The sequence below is a fragment of the Pseudoduganella ginsengisoli genome, assembly GCF_009720865.1.
Classification (GTDB): domain Bacteria; phylum Pseudomonadota; class Gammaproteobacteria; order Burkholderiales; family Burkholderiaceae_D; genus Rugamonas; species Rugamonas ginsengisoli.
Genome location: NZ_WNLA01000012.1, coordinates 90,299 through 105,456, shown reverse-complemented (window position 1 = coordinate 105,456; position 15,158 = coordinate 90,299). Strand labels below are relative to the sequence as shown.

At 62.4% G+C, this 15,158-nt stretch carries 13 protein-coding genes; 4 read left to right on the top strand and 9 right to left on the bottom strand.

Going from position 1 to position 15,158, the window contains the following annotated elements; genetic code table 11:
* Positions 1–4 precede the first annotated feature (4 nt).
* From GM668_RS17735 to GM668_RS17720, 4 genes are read right to left on the bottom strand one after another with little or no spacing between them, the layout of a single operon-like run.
* Entirely contained in the window at positions 5–1,156 is a 1,152-nt protein-coding gene (locus tag GM668_RS17735; protein WP_155440277.1) for an HlyD family secretion protein, read from the bottom strand.
* An 8-nt stretch (positions 1,157–1,164) separates the two neighbouring features.
* A complete protein-coding gene (locus GM668_RS17730; protein WP_229499485.1) occupies positions 1,165–2,595 on the bottom strand; it encodes an efflux transporter outer membrane subunit in 1,431 nt (476 codons plus the stop codon).
* A gap of 43 nt (positions 2,596–2,638) precedes the next feature.
* On the bottom strand, positions 2,639–4,141 hold the full coding sequence (locus GM668_RS17725) for an MDR family MFS transporter (protein ID WP_155440275.1): 1,503 nt from the start codon (positions 4,139–4,141) through the stop codon (positions 2,639–2,641).
* Positions 4,138–4,572 (bottom strand): MarR family winged helix-turn-helix transcriptional regulator, encoded by a 435-nt coding sequence (locus tag GM668_RS17720; protein WP_155440274.1) that lies wholly within the window; start codon positions 4,570–4,572, stop codon positions 4,138–4,140. Before GM668_RS17720 ends, GM668_RS17725 begins: the two co-directional genes overlap by 4 nt.
* A gap of 96 nt (positions 4,573–4,668) precedes the next feature.
* Between GM668_RS17720 and GM668_RS17715 the strand changes: the two genes are divergently transcribed.
* From GM668_RS17715 to GM668_RS17705, 3 genes are all read left to right on the top strand, one after another.
* Positions 4,669–5,439 (top strand): transporter, encoded by a 771-nt coding sequence (locus GM668_RS17715; protein ID WP_155440273.1) that lies wholly within the window; start codon positions 4,669–4,671, stop codon positions 5,437–5,439.
* 91 nt (positions 5,440–5,530) lie between these two features.
* Positions 5,531–5,971: a hypothetical protein gene (locus tag GM668_RS17710; protein ID WP_155440272.1), complete on the top strand. Its 441-nt coding sequence runs from the start codon at positions 5,531–5,533 to the stop codon at positions 5,969–5,971.
* A 9-nt stretch (positions 5,972–5,980) separates the two neighbouring features.
* A complete protein-coding gene (locus GM668_RS17705) occupies positions 5,981–7,348 on the top strand; it encodes an NAD(P)/FAD-dependent oxidoreductase (RefSeq protein ID WP_155440271.1) in 1,368 nt (455 codons plus the stop codon).
* Between the two features lie 11 nt (positions 7,349–7,359).
* Here the strand turns inward: GM668_RS17705 and GM668_RS17700 are convergent, their stop codons facing one another.
* Together GM668_RS17700 and GM668_RS17695 are read right to left on the bottom strand one after the other, a co-directional pair.
* A complete protein-coding gene (locus GM668_RS17700) occupies positions 7,360–8,049 on the bottom strand; it encodes a sensor histidine kinase (RefSeq protein ID WP_229499483.1) in 690 nt (229 codons plus the stop codon).
* A 92-nt stretch (positions 8,050–8,141) separates the two neighbouring features.
* Complete coding sequence (locus GM668_RS17695) at positions 8,142–9,761, bottom strand: response regulator (RefSeq protein WP_170305686.1); 1,620 nt, start codon at positions 9,759–9,761, stop codon at positions 8,142–8,144.
* 190 nt (positions 9,762–9,951) lie between these two features.
* Here GM668_RS17695 and GM668_RS17690 point away from each other — a divergent pair, with 190 nt between their 5' ends.
* Entirely contained in the window at positions 9,952–10,374 is a 423-nt protein-coding gene (locus GM668_RS17690; protein WP_155440268.1) for a hypothetical protein, read from the top strand.
* Between the two features lie 32 nt (positions 10,375–10,406).
* On the opposite strand, the gene GM668_RS17685 is transcribed toward GM668_RS17690, so the two are convergent.
* The 3 genes from GM668_RS17685 to GM668_RS17675 form a co-directional block, all read right to left on the bottom strand.
* Positions 10,407–11,408 carry a diguanylate cyclase domain-containing protein gene (locus GM668_RS17685; protein WP_155440267.1) on the bottom strand — a complete coding sequence of 334 codons (1,002 nt, stop codon included), beginning with the start codon at positions 11,406–11,408 and terminating at the stop codon, positions 10,407–10,409.
* Between the two features lie 220 nt (positions 11,409–11,628).
* Entirely contained in the window at positions 11,629–14,499 is a 2,871-nt protein-coding gene (locus GM668_RS17680; RefSeq protein ID WP_211923413.1) for a hybrid sensor histidine kinase/response regulator, read from the bottom strand.
* A 77-nt stretch (positions 14,500–14,576) separates the two neighbouring features.
* Positions 14,577–14,963 (bottom strand): response regulator, encoded by a 387-nt coding sequence (locus GM668_RS17675; protein ID WP_155440266.1) that lies wholly within the window; start codon positions 14,961–14,963, stop codon positions 14,577–14,579.
* Positions 14,964–15,158 lie beyond the last annotated feature (195 nt).

The following is a 15,158-nucleotide window of genomic DNA, read 5'->3' as shown; positions in this document are numbered from 1 at the left end:
CGCATCACAAATTCCGCGCAATCACCCCATCCGCCGCCACGCCCGCCTGCTGCAACGGCTGCTCCAGCACCTTGGTCTGATACACCGGCGCAGGCGGCATCGCGCTGCCCAGCATGGCGCCATCCGTATGGTGGATATCCACTGTCACCGTGGTTGACAGGCCGATGCGCAGCGGATGCGCCGCCAGTTCTTGCGGATCGAGCGCAATGCGCACCGGTACGCGCTGCACCACCTTGATCCAGTTGCCGCTGGCGTTTTGCGCCGGCAGCACGGAAAACGCGCTGCCGGTGCCCGCCGATAAGCCCAGTACTTTGCCGTGATACACGACCTTGCCGCCATACACATCCGCTTCGATGGTGGCTGGCTGCCCGATGCGGATGTCGCGCACTTCGGATTCCTTGAAATTCGCATCGACCCACAACTGCTCCAGCGGCACGATGGCCATCAGCGGCTGGCCCGGCGTCACGCGTGCGCCCACTTGTACGTTGCGGCGCGCCACGTAGCCGGACACGGGCGCCGCCACGGCATTGCGCCGTACGGCCAGCCACGCGGCGATGTATTCCGCACGCGCCGCCTGCACGGCCGGGTGCTCGGCCAGCGGCACGCCGGACACGCCGGCTTGCGCAGCCAGCGCCTGCTTTTCCGCCACGGCCACGGCAGCTTTCGCATTGGCCACGGCTTGCCGCGCATGGGCGACATCCTCGCCGGACACCGTATGGTCGGCCGCCAGCGGAGCGCGCCGCGCCAGGTCTTCCTGCGCATTGGCCAGCGCCAGCTTGCGCTGCGCGATGGCGGCGTCGAATTGCGCGACGTCCGCATAGCGCTGGCGCTGCTGCCGCACGGCGGCGCCCAGCCTGGCTTGCGCCTGCTGCAGCGCGACTTCCGCATCGGCCGGGTCCAGTTTGACGACGGGGGCGCCTGCTTTTACCAGTTGGGTTTCATCGGCGCCGATTTCCACCACGTTGCCCGCTACTTGCGACGACAGCGTCACGAGATTGCCGCCCACATACGCATTGTCGGTTTGCTGGTAATGCGACAGCGTGGTCCTGTAGTACACGCCATAGGCGGCGCCCGCCACGGCGAACGCCACCGTGATGGCGGCCAGTGCGCGCTTGCGGCGCTTGGAATGGGCGGGAGTGGTGGAGTCGGTGGTCATGGTAGTGCTCACGGGTTGGTAGTCAGGGCAGGGGCGGGTACGGACTGGTAGCCGCCGCCCAGCGAGTGGATCAGCGCGACCTGGCCCAGCGCCTGCGCATGCCGCAATTGCAGTTGCTGGTCTTGCTGCACCAGCAGCGCCAGCTGCGCATCGAGCGCCGCGCGGCGGCCCGCCAGCCCCGCATCAACACGGCGCTGCACGGCGGCTTGCTGCGCGGCCAGCGCGGCAATGACCGCCTGCTGCTGGTCCGCCTGCGCCTCCAGCGCCTGCATTGTGGCGGCGTCTTGCGCGACAGCGCGCACGGCATCGATGACGGCTTCGTTATAGTCGGCGATCAAGCCGTTGCGCTGCTGGCGCGCCGTATCCAGTTGCGCGGCCAGCAGCTTGCTGTCGAACAGCGGCAAGGAAATGGATGGGCCGGCAAACAGTGTGCGGCTGGGCAGCGACAGCAGCCGTTCCAGTGAAATCGAATTCAAGCCGATGCTGGCGGCCAGGTTGATGTCCGGGTAAAACGCTGCCCTGGCCGCATCGGTGCGGCTCAGCGATGCCTCCACGCGCCAGCGCGCGGCCTGCAAATCCGGGCGGCGCGCCAGCAATTCCATGCCCAGTTGCGATGGCAGCGCGGGCCCGGATCCAGGCAATGCCCGTGGCGCCAGCGACGCCATCAAATCTGCCGCATCGGCGCCGCCCGCCAGTGCGCGCAAGGCTTCGCGTTCGCGCACGTTGGCGCCATCGGTGGCGGCGGCGTCGCGGTTCAGCAGCGCCAAATCGGCTTGCGCGCGGCGCACGTCATCGTCCACGGCCAGGCCATGGGCAACGCGCTTTACCGTGTCGGCAATGACTTCACGCTGCGCGGCAATGCGCTGTTCCAGGTTGGCGCGGTGCGCCCAGCCGCCCTGCAAACGGAAATAGCTTTGCGCGATGGACGCGGCCAGCGCCCGCTCCGCCTGCGCCAGTTCCGCGCGGCGTGCCTGCACGTCGCCTGCGGCAGCGGCCACCTGCGCCTTGTGCTTGCCCCACCAGTCAACGTCATAGCGGGTTTCCATCCGGGCCGACGCTTCCGTGAACCAGCTGCCGCCAATCGGGGCAGGGAACAGGCCGGTGCCGGAATAACGCTGGCGGTTGGCGCTGCCCGTTACGCCGGCCGCAAGGCCGCCTTCGGCTGCCGCATGCGCCTGCGCGGACTGGGCCAGCGCAATGCGGGCTGCCGCCGCGTCGAGCGACGGGCTCGATGCCAGGGCGCGCGCAACCAGCGCGTCGAGCTGCGCATCGCCGTACGCCTGCCACCAGTTCGCGTCAGGCCAGCCATCGCGGGCCAGCCGGATATCGGCCGCGCCGATGGCCGCCAGCGAGGCGGGCGCGCCGTGCAGCGCGCTCTTGGCTGGCGCAGTCTTGTCAGCCGGGATGGCAACACAGCCGGCCAGGCCCAGCGCCGTCATGGCGCCGAGGCAAGCTGAGGCTAACCGTTTTACTAGCATAGTCTTACTCCATGGCCGCGTGGCTGGCGGCGGCATCCGGTTTGGCGGCGGCCTGCCTGGCCGGCTGGCGCACCAGGACCAGCAATGGAATCGCCGCCAAGGTCAATATCGTCATCAGCCAAAAGTCATCGACATAGGCAATCATCGATGCCTGGCGCGTGACTTCCAGGTTCAGTAAATTCAGCGCATCCGGCGTGGCGTCCGTCACCACGGCCCGTTCCACCAGCGCCGCATGCACGGTTTGCGTATTGCGCACCAGCAGCGTCTGCACCAGCGCGATCCCGACGCTGCTGCCGATATTGCGCATCAGGCTGTAAATGGCCGTGCCGTCCGCGCGCAGTTCGGCGGGCAGGGTGGCAAAGGTGGCGGTGGACAGCGGCACGAACACGAGGCCCAGTCCCAGGCCCTGGATGACGCCGGGCCAGATAATGTCCGGCGTGGACAGCACCAGCGTATAGCCGCTCATTTGCCACAGCGATAACGCCGTGATGGCAAAGCCCGTGGCCAGCAGCATGCGCACGTCGAACTTGCCCACCAGTTTGCCCACCACCAGCATGGCCGCCATGGTGCCCAGCCCGCTGGGCGCCGTGACCAGGCCGGCCACGGTGGCGGGATAATTCATCAAGCCCTGCAGCAAGGTCGGCGTCAGCGCGCGGGTAGCGAACAGCACCATGCCGACAATGAAAATAAACAGCAGGCCGCTGACGTAATTCGCGTTGCTCAGCAAGCGGTAATTAAAGAACGTCGTGCCGGCCGGCGAAAACGCCGTATGCGCGGCAAACCATGAAAACGACAGCGCCAGCACCACCGCTTCGATCCACGTTTCTGTTGACGCGAACCAGTCGTTCTGTTCGCCGCGGTCCAGCAGCATTTGCAGCGCGCCGATGGCCAGGCTCAGCGTGGCAAAGCCGAATACGTCGAAACGCATGCGGCGCGGCGCTTCGGTCGGGCGGATGTATTTCCAGATGCCATAAAACGCCAGCGCGCCGACCGGCACGTTAATGAAAAACACCCAGCGCCAGTCATAGCTGTCCGTCAGCCAGCCGCCGAGCGTGGGACCGAGGATGGGGCCGATCATGACGCCCATGCCCCATACAGCCATGGCGGAACCATGTTTTTCGCGGGGATTGATGTCGAGCAGCACGGATTGCGACAGCGGCACCAGCGCCGCGCCAAAAATACCCTGCAGCAGGCGGGCGCCGACAATCTGCCCCAGCGACATCGACAGCCCGCACAGCACGGACGCCATGGTAAAACCCGCCACTGACATCAGGAACACGCGCTTTAAGCCAAAGCGGTCGCACAGCCAGCCGGTCAGGGGCGTGGCAATGGCGGCCGCCACGATAAACGACGTCAGCACCCACGTGATCTGGTCTTGCGACGCGGATAAACTGCCCTGCATGTGCGGCAGCGCCACGTTGGCAATGGTGCCGTCCAGCGCCTGGATCACGGTGGCCAGCATGATAGACAGCGTGATCATGCGGCGGTTGATGGGCGGCGCCGTCATAGCCGGGCTTCGATCTTGCGCTGCACGGCTTCCAGGAAATCGGCCACTTCGGCCAGTTTTGCCGCATCCGCATCGCCGAGGATTTCGTTGCGGTAGCCTTCCGCTTCCGCTTTCACGCGCGCATAAATCTCGCGTCCGCCATCGGTCAGCGACACCAGCTTGACGCGGCGGTCTTTATCGGACGGCGTGCGCACCAGGTAGCCGGCTTTCACGAGGCGGTCAATCATCGACACCATGGTCGGGTCTTCGACGCCGATGCGGCTGGCCAATTCTGTCTGCGACAGCGGTTCGCCCTTGGCCACGGTGGCAATCGTCATCCAGCTGGCCTGGCCCATGCCCAGGTCCTTGAGGCGCCGGTCCAGCGCCACGCGCCACATGCGCGCCGTCGTGTGCAAGGCAATGGCAAAGCGTTCATCGTTAGACTGTGACATATTAAGGTGCTAATCATTAGATATCTAACTATTAGTTTAGCACGGGTTTTCAGGCCGTGCTAGGCTGTGATGACCTGAAGACCCTACGGAGGTTGTATGCGCTCTTGCCGTGCCGCGATGTTGCTGATGCTGTCCACGCCGCTGCTGTCCCCGCTGACGTGCCTGGCCGATGAGGCGCCGCCTGTGACGCCTTACCGTCCTTCCGTATCGAGCCCCGCCCAATTGCCCGCGCCGGGCCAGCTGGAGCTGGAACTGGGCGGCCTGGCCGTGCGCGACCATGGCGCCCGCCGCGACAGCTTGCCGTATGCGTTCAAGCTGGGCTTTAACCCGGAATGGGGCGTGGTGGTCAGTGGCGAAGCCTATGTGTCGCAGCGTGACGCCGGCATGCCGCGCGACAGTGGCATTGGCGATACAGCGTTCACGCTGAAACGGGCGTGGGCAGCCGGGGAAGGGGAAGCGTATGGGCTGGAAGTCATGGCGCGCGCGCCCACGGCCAAGAGCGCGATCGGCAGCGGCAAGGCGGACTATGGCTTGAATGCCATTTGCAGCCGTGATTTCGGCTCCGTGCACATGGACGCCAACTTGAACGCCACCCGCATCGGCGCACGGGGTGTCAGCGAAGGCCGCGTGCAAACCGGCCTGTCGGCATCCTTTTCCGCGCCGGTCAACGACAAGTGGGGCGCGACACTCGAATGGTCGGGGACGCGCCGCAGCGGCGTCGCGTCCACGGCGCAATTGCTGGCTGCGGCCGCCTACAGCCCCCATCCGCGCCTGACATTGGACGTGGGCGTGGCGCGGGGATTGAACCATGCGACACCCCAATGGGCGCTGTTTACCGGCATGGTATTGCCGATCGCTAACTTTTAGTTGGATATGTTCGCTGGCGTACAGACCTTGATCTTTGGAAATATTACAATGGCGGGGTAGCTGATTCATAACCCTTTACCATCCATCCAAAATGAACAAGATCCTGATCGCAGCCAGCCTGCTGGCAGTCTCGGCAGCCGCCAGCGCACAGAACGTATCCATCAGCGTGGGCCAGCCCGGCTTCTATGGCCGTATCGATATCGGCAACATGGCGCCGCCGCCCGTGATTTACACGGAACCTGTCATCGTGCAGCGCCCGGTGCGTATCGTGGAAGCGCCGTTGTACCTGCGCGTCCCGCCTGGCCATGAAAAGAAATGGTCCAAACACTGCGCCGCGTATAACGCGTGTGGCCGCAAAGTGTATTTCGTACGCGACGACTGGTACGTCAATGAATATGCACCGCGCTACCGCGAAGGCCACCACGGCGATTACGACCGTGGCCGCGATGACGATCACGGCCATGGCCATGGCCATGGCCACGGCAAGCACGAAGGCAAGCACCACGGTAAAGGACACCACAAGGACGACTAAGGAGCGCCATTGCACAGCAAAATCGTCATCGTAGGAGGCGGAGCCGGCGGACTGGAGCTGGCCTGCAAACTGGGCCGCAAGCTGGGCCGCCGGTCAGGCCCGGAACAAGTGATGCTGGTGGACAGCCGCCTGTACCATATCTGGAAACCGTCGCTGCATGAAGTGGCGGCCGGTACGCTGGATATCCACCAGGAAGGGCTGTCGTACCAGATGCTGGCCCACGACAACGGCTTTACGTTTGCGTATGGCGCGATGACGGCGCTGGATCCCCACGCGAAGCAATTGACGGTGGCCGCCATCACTGCCGCCGATGGCGAAGAAGTGCTGCCGGAACGTACTATCACGTTTGAATCGCTGGTGCTGGCGATCGGCAGCACGTCCAATTACTTTGGCGTCCCTGGCGCCAAGGAACACACGATTTCCCTCAATGCCACGGAAGACGCGGAGCGCTTCCGATTGACGCTGCTGAAATTGCTGACCAAGGCGGCGCTGCGCAAAGGCCAGCCTGCCGCGCCGGACTTGGCCGCCACCGCGGCCGATCCTGCACCCGGCAGCACGGGGCCGGGTTCCAACGGTGTCGATATCGTCATCATCGGCGGCGGCGCCACCGGGGTGGAACTGGCTGCGGAATTGCGCGAAGCAAGCAGTGTCTATGCCGCCTACGGTACGGGCCACCTGGAAGCCATGCGCGACGTGCGCATTACGCTGCTGGAAGGGGCACCCCGTATCCTGGCGCCGTTGCCGGAGCGCGTGTCGGCCGCGGCATTGCGCCTGCTGAACGAGCGGGCCATTCAAGTCGTGACGCATACCCGCGTGACGGCGATTGCTGCCGATGCCGTGACAACGCAGGAGGGCGGGCGTTATCCGTCCGATATCGTCGTGTGGGCTGCCGGTATCAAGGCGCCGGATTTATTGGCGGCGTTGGGCTTGCCGACCGTGAAAGGCGGGCAGCTCGATGTGGCGCCCAACCTGTCGGTGCAAGGCTTCCCTTCTATATTCGGCCTCGGCGACTGCGCGTTTTGCAAAGGACCGGACGGCAAACCTGTGCCGCCCCGCGCGCAGGCTGCGCACCAGCAGGCTGATTACCTGGCGGACCGGTTCTTGCGCGAAGCCGCCGGCAAGCCCGTATCCACCTTGCCGTATGTGTACCGCGACTATGGGTCGCTGGTGTCGTTTGGGCAGACGTCGTCGGTGGGTAGTTTGATGGGCTCGCTCAAAGGCTTGAGCTGGTTTGTCGATGGCTTTGTCGCGCGGCTCATGTACACGAGTTTGCACTTGATGCACCACCAGGCGGTGCTGGGCACCGTGCGCACGGCCGTGCTGGCGGTGGCGCGGTTCCTCATCAAGCGTTCCACGCCGCTCGTCAAGCTGCACTGAAGCCTGCCGGGCTACGCCGCAGGCTTCGGCAAGGTCACCGTAAGTACCGCGCCGCCTGCAGGCCCTGCCGCGAAGGTCAGCGTGCCGCCCAGGTAATGCGCCCGTTCCCGCAGCACGCGCAAGCCGTGCTTGCCGTGGCACGGCAGGCCGTTCGGGCCGACCCCATTGTCTTTGACAGTCAGCATGATGGCGTCGTCGTTATCGTCCACGATCACATCGACTTCACTGGCCTGTGCATGGGCAGCAATGTTGCGCAAGCCTTCTTCCAGCGTGCGCAACAGCACCACATGGTGGCTGCGCGGGCAGCGCGGTTCGTCTTCCGGCAGGCTGGCCCGCGCCGGGATCTTGTGTTCTTCGCCGAATTGCGTAACCAGTTCGCCCAGCGCCACGCGCACGCCGAGGAATTCCAGCTTGTCATTCCACAGCCGGTGCTGCATGGCGCGGTTGGTTTCAATCACCGTGTGCAGCAGGTTTTTCATTTGCGTGGCGCGGTCTTGCAGCGCGGGTTCCTGCGGCATTTTTTGCATCAGCAAGCCCAGGTGCATAGTCAGCGCCGTCAGCGACGAGCCGACGCTGTCATGCAGTTGGCGCGACAATTGGCGGCGTTCATTGTCCCAGCATGTGAAGCTGTGGCCCAGCAACTCATTCAACTCAGCCGCGCGCAGCGCGTCGTCGGAGGCAGGTGCGAAGGATGCAGGCATGGCAGGCTCATTTGCAGTAGCGGATGGCGCGATCATACCTGTGCCTGAAGAAAGTTGTCGCACGGACTCGCTAGCGGAATCTTGCATTGCCATCACGTCTTAACGGCAGCCGGGGCACAGGACGCAATGGCTTTCATTAAATTGTCGATATCGACGGGTTTTACCAGATGCAAGTCGAATCCTGCCTCCAGTACGCGGCGCTGGTCTTCCGCCAGGCCGTAACCCGTCAGTGCAATCAATTTCATGTCGTGCGTGGCGGGATTGGCGCGCAGGCGGCGCGCCACTTCATAGCCATCGATGCCGGGCAAGCCGATATCGACCAGCGCCAGGTCGGGGCGGAACTGTTCCGCCACGTCGAGGCCCTGCAAGCCATCGGCCGCGTGGCGCACTTCAAAGCCATAGCACGACAGCATCATGGCCATCATTTCACGGCCGTCATCGTTATCTTCAATCAGCAGCACGGTCGGCTTGCCGGTGTCGGTATTTTCCATCGTTGGGGACCTTTGTTCTGCCGGCGGCGCAATACGCGGCAACCGGAATGTAAATATGCTGCCTTCGCCGGCGCCATCGCTGTGGGCGCTGATGGCGCCGCCGTGCAATTCGACCAGCCGCCGTACCAGCGCCAGGCCAATACCGAGCCCGCCTTGTGCGCGGTCCAATGTGCTGGTGCCCTGGACAAAGACGTCGAACACTTTTGGCAACAGTTCGGCGCCGATACCCATGCCGCTGTCTTCAACCGACACGGAAACTTCCTTGTCGTCGCAGTCGCAACTGATGTGGATGGCGCCGCCAGGCGGCGTATATTTCAGTGCGTTATCGAGCAAATTGCTGATAATTTGTTCCAGCCGCGTGGTGTCGCCGCTGACCCAGCCAGGTTCCACGTCCAGTGTCACGGCGTGCCCGCCCGTGCGGCCGGTGGTGCGGTACGTGTTCAGGCACGATGTGACCAGGTCCGCCATGTTCAGCGGGGCCAGGTTCAGCAGGATTTTGCCAGACATGGCGCGGCTCAAGTCCAGTAAATCATCGACGATGCGGCCCAGGTGGCGGCTTTGGCGCTGGATGATCTGCTTGGCGCGCCCCATGCTTTCCGCCGACGCGCCAGGCAGGCCCAGCAGCGACGCGGCGCTGCTGATGGCGGACAGGGGATTGCGCAATTCATGGCCCAGCATGGCAAGGAATTCATCCTTCGCATGGTTTTGCCGCTCGGCCACCCGCCGCTCTTCCATTTCACGCGTCAAGCGCTTGTTGGTCGCCGTCAATTCCGTCGTGCGCTGGCTCAGCTGGCGGGCCTGCTTTTTCAACTCCTCGTTTTTCATGGCCAGCGCCACAAACACGGAAATTTTTGCGTGCAGGATTTGCGGAATGATGGGCGTGAACAGGAAGTCCACGGCGCCGCGCTGGTACGCCTTCAGGCGGTCCAGTTCATCGGCCACAAAGGCCGTGACAAAGATGATGGGGATGTCGGCGGACTTGGCCCGCTGGTGGATGGCTTCCGCGGTTTCAAAGCCATCCATGCCGGGCATATTTACGTCCAGCAAGATTACAGCAAAGTCGTGCATCAAGACTTGGCGCAAGCCTTCCTCGCCGGAACGCGCGGCGATGACTTCGAAAGATTCCTGATCCGACCACTGTGCCAGCAAGCTGGTCAATGCAAACAAACTGTTGGCATCGTCGTTGACCACCAGGATTTTTGGTTTGTCTATTTTAGGCACGGTTGAGCAGTGGATGGAGACGTTGTTTCGCCAAGACAAACTATTGTCAGATCATAACAACCTGATAAAACAGTGTCAAAAGCGTGTCTTCTAACAGAACACGGGTAAGTGTACGCCTGCGCACAGTGTGCGGGGTGCACGCATGCCATAGTGAAACCGGATTTGCTTAACCGTAGAAAGGACATGCGTGATGAATATCGATACTGTCGTAGACAAAGAATGGGCCAACAAATGTTTTCGTGAGCTGGCCGATGCGCCGGTCAGCGCTTTGCGCGGCGTGAGCGCCAACGATGCGAAAGCGCTGGCCAAGGCGTTCAATGTGGTGACCGTGCGTGATTTTGCGCAGCTGGAATTCGTCAAGTGGGCGCAGGCAATTACCATCCTGGCGGACCAGGAGCAGCCGGGGCCGGCGGAAATCGCCAAGGAAGTGCTGCTCGATGAAGCCGTGGAAATGACATTCCCGGCCAGCGATCCGATTTCCGTCGACGCGGGGATTACGCGCATTGAAGTGGCGCCGGAAAAAGTCGATGCGTCGACCGACCACCAGCATGCGGCGCGGGTGGAAGCGTCGACCGAAGAGGGTGTGCAGAAGGAAGAGGAAATGGCGCATTAAACGTACGGCGGGTTCGCAGAGCCCGCCAAACGTCACACCGTTACTTGCTGCGCCGCGCCGACACCCACTGCCGGCGTCGCCCCATCCAGCGCGTCGGGCGCCAGCGGCAGTTGTGCAACACAGTGGCGGTTCTTGCCGCTGCGCTTGGCGTCATACAGCGCCAGGTCGGCCATGTGGATTAACTGGTTGACGTCTTGCGCATGGTCTGGGAACAGCGCGATGCCGATGCTGGTCGACAGGTTCAGCGTCAATTCGCCCACCTTATACGGTTCCGACACCACTTCAATCAGCTTCGACGCCGGTTCCTGGGCGCTGGCGACATTCGCCACTTCCGCCAGCACAATGACGAATTCATCGCCACCCACGCGGGCCACGGTATCTTCCTTGCGCGACGAATTCACGAGGCGCTGCGCCACTTGCTTGAGGATTTCATCGCCGGTCGCGTGGCCATGCGTATCGTTGATGGGCTTGAAGCCATCGAGGTCCAGATACATGACGGCGGCCTTGCGGTTATGGCGCGCGGCGTGCTGCAGCGTGGTGGCAATGCGGTCTTCCAGCAGGCGGCGGTTCGGCAAGCCCGTCAGCGGGTCGTGCAGCGCCAGTTCCTGCTGCTTCTTGCTGTATTGGGCCAGTTCTTTATACAGCAGCCGCACTTCCAGCATGTTGTGGATGCGCTTATGCACTTCCAGCAAATCAAACGGCTTGCTGATGAAATCGCGGGCGCCGGCTTCCAGCGCGGCGATCTTGAAACTGGGTTGCGCCGTCAGCGCCAGTACCGGCAGGTAGCCGTCCTGTTCAATTTCCTTCAAGCCCTTCATGACCTGGAAGCCATTTAATTCCGGCATCTGCAAGTCCAGCAAGATCAAGTCATAGCAATGCTGGCGGTGCAGCTCGCACACTTGTTCCGGCAACATCGTCGACGAGACATTCATATAGCCGGCATCACGCAGAATCTCGATCATGAGGTCGATGTTATCGGCGCAATCGTCCACCACTAGAATCTTGGCGTTCAGAATTTCGTCCGGGCTGGGCATAATGAGTCTCGTTAAAACAGTTACTTATTTTGAAAGTGTATTCTGCCATGCCAGAGCATGGCGCACGCAACCACAAGTTGCCTGGATGCGTCGAGCGGATCCACTAATCCTAGTCTAGCAAAGCTTTTCCTAGTTTCCTGTAGGACAGCATGCCGTCTTGCAGTAGGAGTGCACAATATTCCATGTGGAAATCTAAGTTTCTCATGGGAATTTATCAAACTTATAAGCAATGAGCAATAGCGCTGATCAGTTCCGCAGGCTCGACCGGCTTCGACACGTGGTTGCGGAATCCGGATTCGAGTGCTTTCAAGCGGTCTTCGGAACGGGCAAACGCCGTCAGCGCGATGGCCGGCACGTCGCCGCCCCGGGCCGCGCCCAAGGCCCGTACTTTGGCCAGCAATTCAAACCCATCGACGTCCGGCATGCCGAGGTCGCTAACCAATAGTTGTGGCCGGGTGGCTTCCACCAGTGCCAGCGCTTCCTGCGCGTTGTTGGCAGTAGACACTTTCGCATTGCAATCATTAAGTATGCGTTTAATTAAGTCGCGTGCATCCGGTTCGTCATCCACCACCAGCACCCGCAAGCCGGCCAAGTCGCGCCGGCCGGCTTCCGGTTCAGCGGCCGGGGGCAGGGGCCCCATGCCGCTGACGCGGTTTTGCCGCAAGCCGGGGGCGCCGTTGGCGCGCGGCAAATTCACGGTAAAGCTGGCGCCCTGGCCTTCGCCGCCGCTGCTGGCGGCTACCGTGCCGCCATGCTGTTCCACCAGGTGCTTGACGATGGACAGCCCCAGGCCCAGGCCGCCGTGGCGGCGCGTGGTGGTGGAGTCAGCCTGGCGGAACCGTTCAAACACGTGGGCGATGAATTCCGGGCGGATACCGATGCCCGTGTCGCTGATGGTGATGGCCACGTGGCCGTCCGCTTCGCCCGCGTGGACCGTGACGGCGCCGCCTTTGGGCGTGAATTTGATGGCGTTCGACAGCAAGTTCCAGATGATTTGCTGCAGGCGGCTGGGGTCCGCTGCGACGACGCCGGTGGCGTGGTAGTCGCGCGTAATCGTGATGGATTTCGCATCCGCAGCAGGGCGCACGGTTTCAATGGCGGCGTCGATGACGGTTTGCGGCGACAGCAGCTGCATGTCCAGCAGTACCTTGCCGGACGTGATGCGGCTCATGTCCAGCAAGTCTTCAATCAATTGCGCCTGGGCGCGGGCATTGCGCTCGATGGTTTGCAAGCCTTTATGCAAGTCGGCTTCATCGCGGCTGCCGCGCCGCAACACTTGCGCCCAGCCCAGGATGGCGGTCAGCGGCGTGCGCAATTCATGCGACAGCGTGGCGAGGAATTCATCTTTCATCTGGCTCGTGCGCTCCGCTTCCGCGCGGGCGCTGCGCTCGCTGTCCAGCAGCACCTTGCGTTCTTCCGCAGCTTTTTGCGCGGCTTCATACAGCCGGGCATTGTCAATGGCGATGCCGGCCTGGGCCGCAATGCCATTGATAATGCGCTCCGTGCGTTCGTCAAACATGCCCGGTTCCGGATGGCCAAAGAACAGGCTGCCGATGACGTCGCCATTGCGGGAAATCACAGGCACGGCCAGGTAGCTGCGCACGGGCGGGTGGCCGGGCGGCACGCCTTCATACGGCGCGTTATGGCCATAGCGGGGATCTTGCAGCACGTCGTCAATGCGGATCACGCCTTCGCCCCGCATGGACGGCCCAAACATGGACGTGGCGCGCGGGTGGGGGAAGTGCGCAAAGCGCTCGCGCGGCAGGCCGGACAGCGTGTACAAGGTCAGCTTGTCGCCATCGGCGCCCGTCGTGTTATAAAAGAACGCGCCAAACCGGGCGCCGCTGATGCGCGTGCACGCATCCGTGACTTCCTGCAGCAGCGAGCGCAAGTCGCGCTGCGACGTGATGGCGTTGCCTGTATTGTTCAGCAATTCCAGCACATTGGTTTCTTCGCGCAGCGCTTCCTGCACGCGTTTGACCTGGTCGACGTCCGTGCTGGTGCCGAACCAGCGCGTAATGCGGCCCGTGCTGTCGCGCACGGGATTGGCGCGCGACAGGAACCAGCGGAACTGGCCATCGGCGCCGCGGATGGGGAATTCCATTTCAAACGGCTGGCCTGTGCGCAGCGACTGTTGCCAGTGCTGGCGGATCGCGGCCATGCAGTCGGGGTCATAGACTTCATCCCAGCCGCCGGCCGGTGCATGGCCGCGCGGCAAGCCCGTATATTCATACCAGCGCTCGTTGTACCAGACCACGGCGCCGTCAAAGCGGGCAATCCACGCCAGTTGCGGAATCGAATTGGCCATGGCCTGCAATTCTTCCTGGCTTTGGCGCAGCGCATTTTCCGCGCTTTTGCGGTCGGAAATATTCTGCACCATGCCCGTCATGCCCAACAGCGCGCCATCGTCGCCGTAATTGCCGTGCCCGACGACGGACAGCCAGCACCGTTCGCCATCCTTGCGCACGATACGGCATTCGATATTGAAGTCGGCCCGCTCGGAAAACGCATTCATGAAAGCTGCCGTGGCCTGGGCGCGGTCTTCTTCCAGCAAATGGCCGGCCAGCGCATCCCAGCTGACCATGCTTTCGCCCGGCAAGCCAAACAATTCGGCCGCGCGCCGGCCCAGGATCACCTGGCAGGTGGCGGCGTCCCACACCCAGTCGCCCATCTTGCCCGCCGCCAGCGCCACCTGCAGGCGGTTCGCGCTTTCCCGCAGCATGCGTTCTTCGGTTTTGCGCTTGCTGATGTCTTGCAGGCTGGCGGCCAGCCCGGCCGATGAGGGCCAGGCGCGCACGTCGAGCCACAGCTTGCGGGGCAGGTAATACAGTTCAAAGCAGGCAGGCTGCTGCTGTTCCAGCGCGCGGTGGAATTGCGCTTCCAGTACGGTGCCGCACAGTTCCGGCAGCGCTTCCCACAGGGTCTTGCCGGTGAGCGCGGCCGCATCGCGGTCCGCCGACAGCAATTGGGCGCCTTGCGGATTCAGGTAAGAAATCGTCCAGTCAGGCGCCAGCACCAGAAAGCCATCGGTGATGCTTTCCAGTACAGCGCCCATGCGCGCGGTCATTGCAGAGTCGAGGAGAAGAGTCATGTTGAGTAGTTGCCAACCTTCGACTTATTCTAACGAAACATCTTTTTGACCGACGCACCGGTGCGCAGGCTATGCGGCTAGCCCGCCAATGCGGCTTGCAGCTGGTCGAGGTCGTATGGTTTGCGGATCGTGGCGGCGGCAAAATCCAGGCTGCGTGTCAGCGTGTCGCCATAGCCTGTTGCAAAAATAATACGAAGTGTAGGGTATTGCGCATGGGCCGCACGGGCCAGGTCAATGCCGGACATGCCGGGCAGGCTGACGTCGGTAAATAAAATATCACGCGGGTTCGCGCTTAACTGTTTTAAAGCCAGTTCACCGCTTTCTGCCGTATCGACGTCATAACCGAGGGTACGCAGAATTTCCGCTGCGAGAAACAGCGAATCAGGATTGTCTTCCACAACTAATATGCGCGGCAAGGTCATTTGTTTATTGTCAAAAACATCAAAGTTGATGCTATCGTACACCAAGCGGCCAAAAAAAAGCCCGCTATGAGAAGCGGGCTGAATCTATTTCCGAGGAGGAGAATAGAGGAGACAGGTGTAATGATGCCGATATTTCCGCAAGGAATCCAATTTTAAATGGTGATGAACGCTATCATTTTTCTGAATGGAATTTCTGCCAACTGTGCTGTTTGAATATGCTTGGAATTAAATTCATAC

Coding starts and splice junctions, on each gene's coding strand:
- GM668_RS17715 (WP_155440273.1), top strand. CDS start 4,669: ATGCGCTCTTGCCGTGCCGCGATGTTGCTGATGCTGTCCACGCCGCTG.
- GM668_RS17725 (WP_155440275.1), bottom strand. CDS start 4,141: ATGACGGCGCCGCCCATCAACCGCCGCATGATCACGCTGTCTATCATG.
- GM668_RS17690 (WP_155440268.1), top strand. CDS start 9,952: ATGAATATCGATACTGTCGTAGACAAAGAATGGGCCAACAAATGTTTT.
- GM668_RS17680 (WP_211923413.1), bottom strand. CDS start 14,499: ATGACTCTTCTCCTCGACTCTGCAATGACCGCGCGCATGGGCGCTGTA.
- GM668_RS17710 (WP_155440272.1), top strand. CDS start 5,531: ATGAACAAGATCCTGATCGCAGCCAGCCTGCTGGCAGTCTCGGCAGCC.
- GM668_RS17735 (WP_155440277.1), bottom strand. CDS start 1,156: ATGACCACCGACTCCACCACTCCCGCCCATTCCAAGCGCCGCAAGCGC.
- GM668_RS17700 (WP_229499483.1), bottom strand. CDS start 8,049: ATGCCTGCATCCTTCGCACCTGCCTCCGACGACGCGCTGCGCGCGGCT.
- GM668_RS17730 (WP_229499485.1), bottom strand. CDS start 2,595: ATGACGGCGCTGGGCCTGGCCGGCTGTGTTGCCATCCCGGCTGACAAG.
- GM668_RS17685 (WP_155440267.1), bottom strand. CDS start 11,408: ATGCCCAGCCCGGACGAAATTCTGAACGCCAAGATTCTAGTGGTGGAC.
- GM668_RS17720 (WP_155440274.1), bottom strand. CDS start 4,572: ATGTCACAGTCTAACGATGAACGCTTTGCCATTGCCTTGCACACGACG.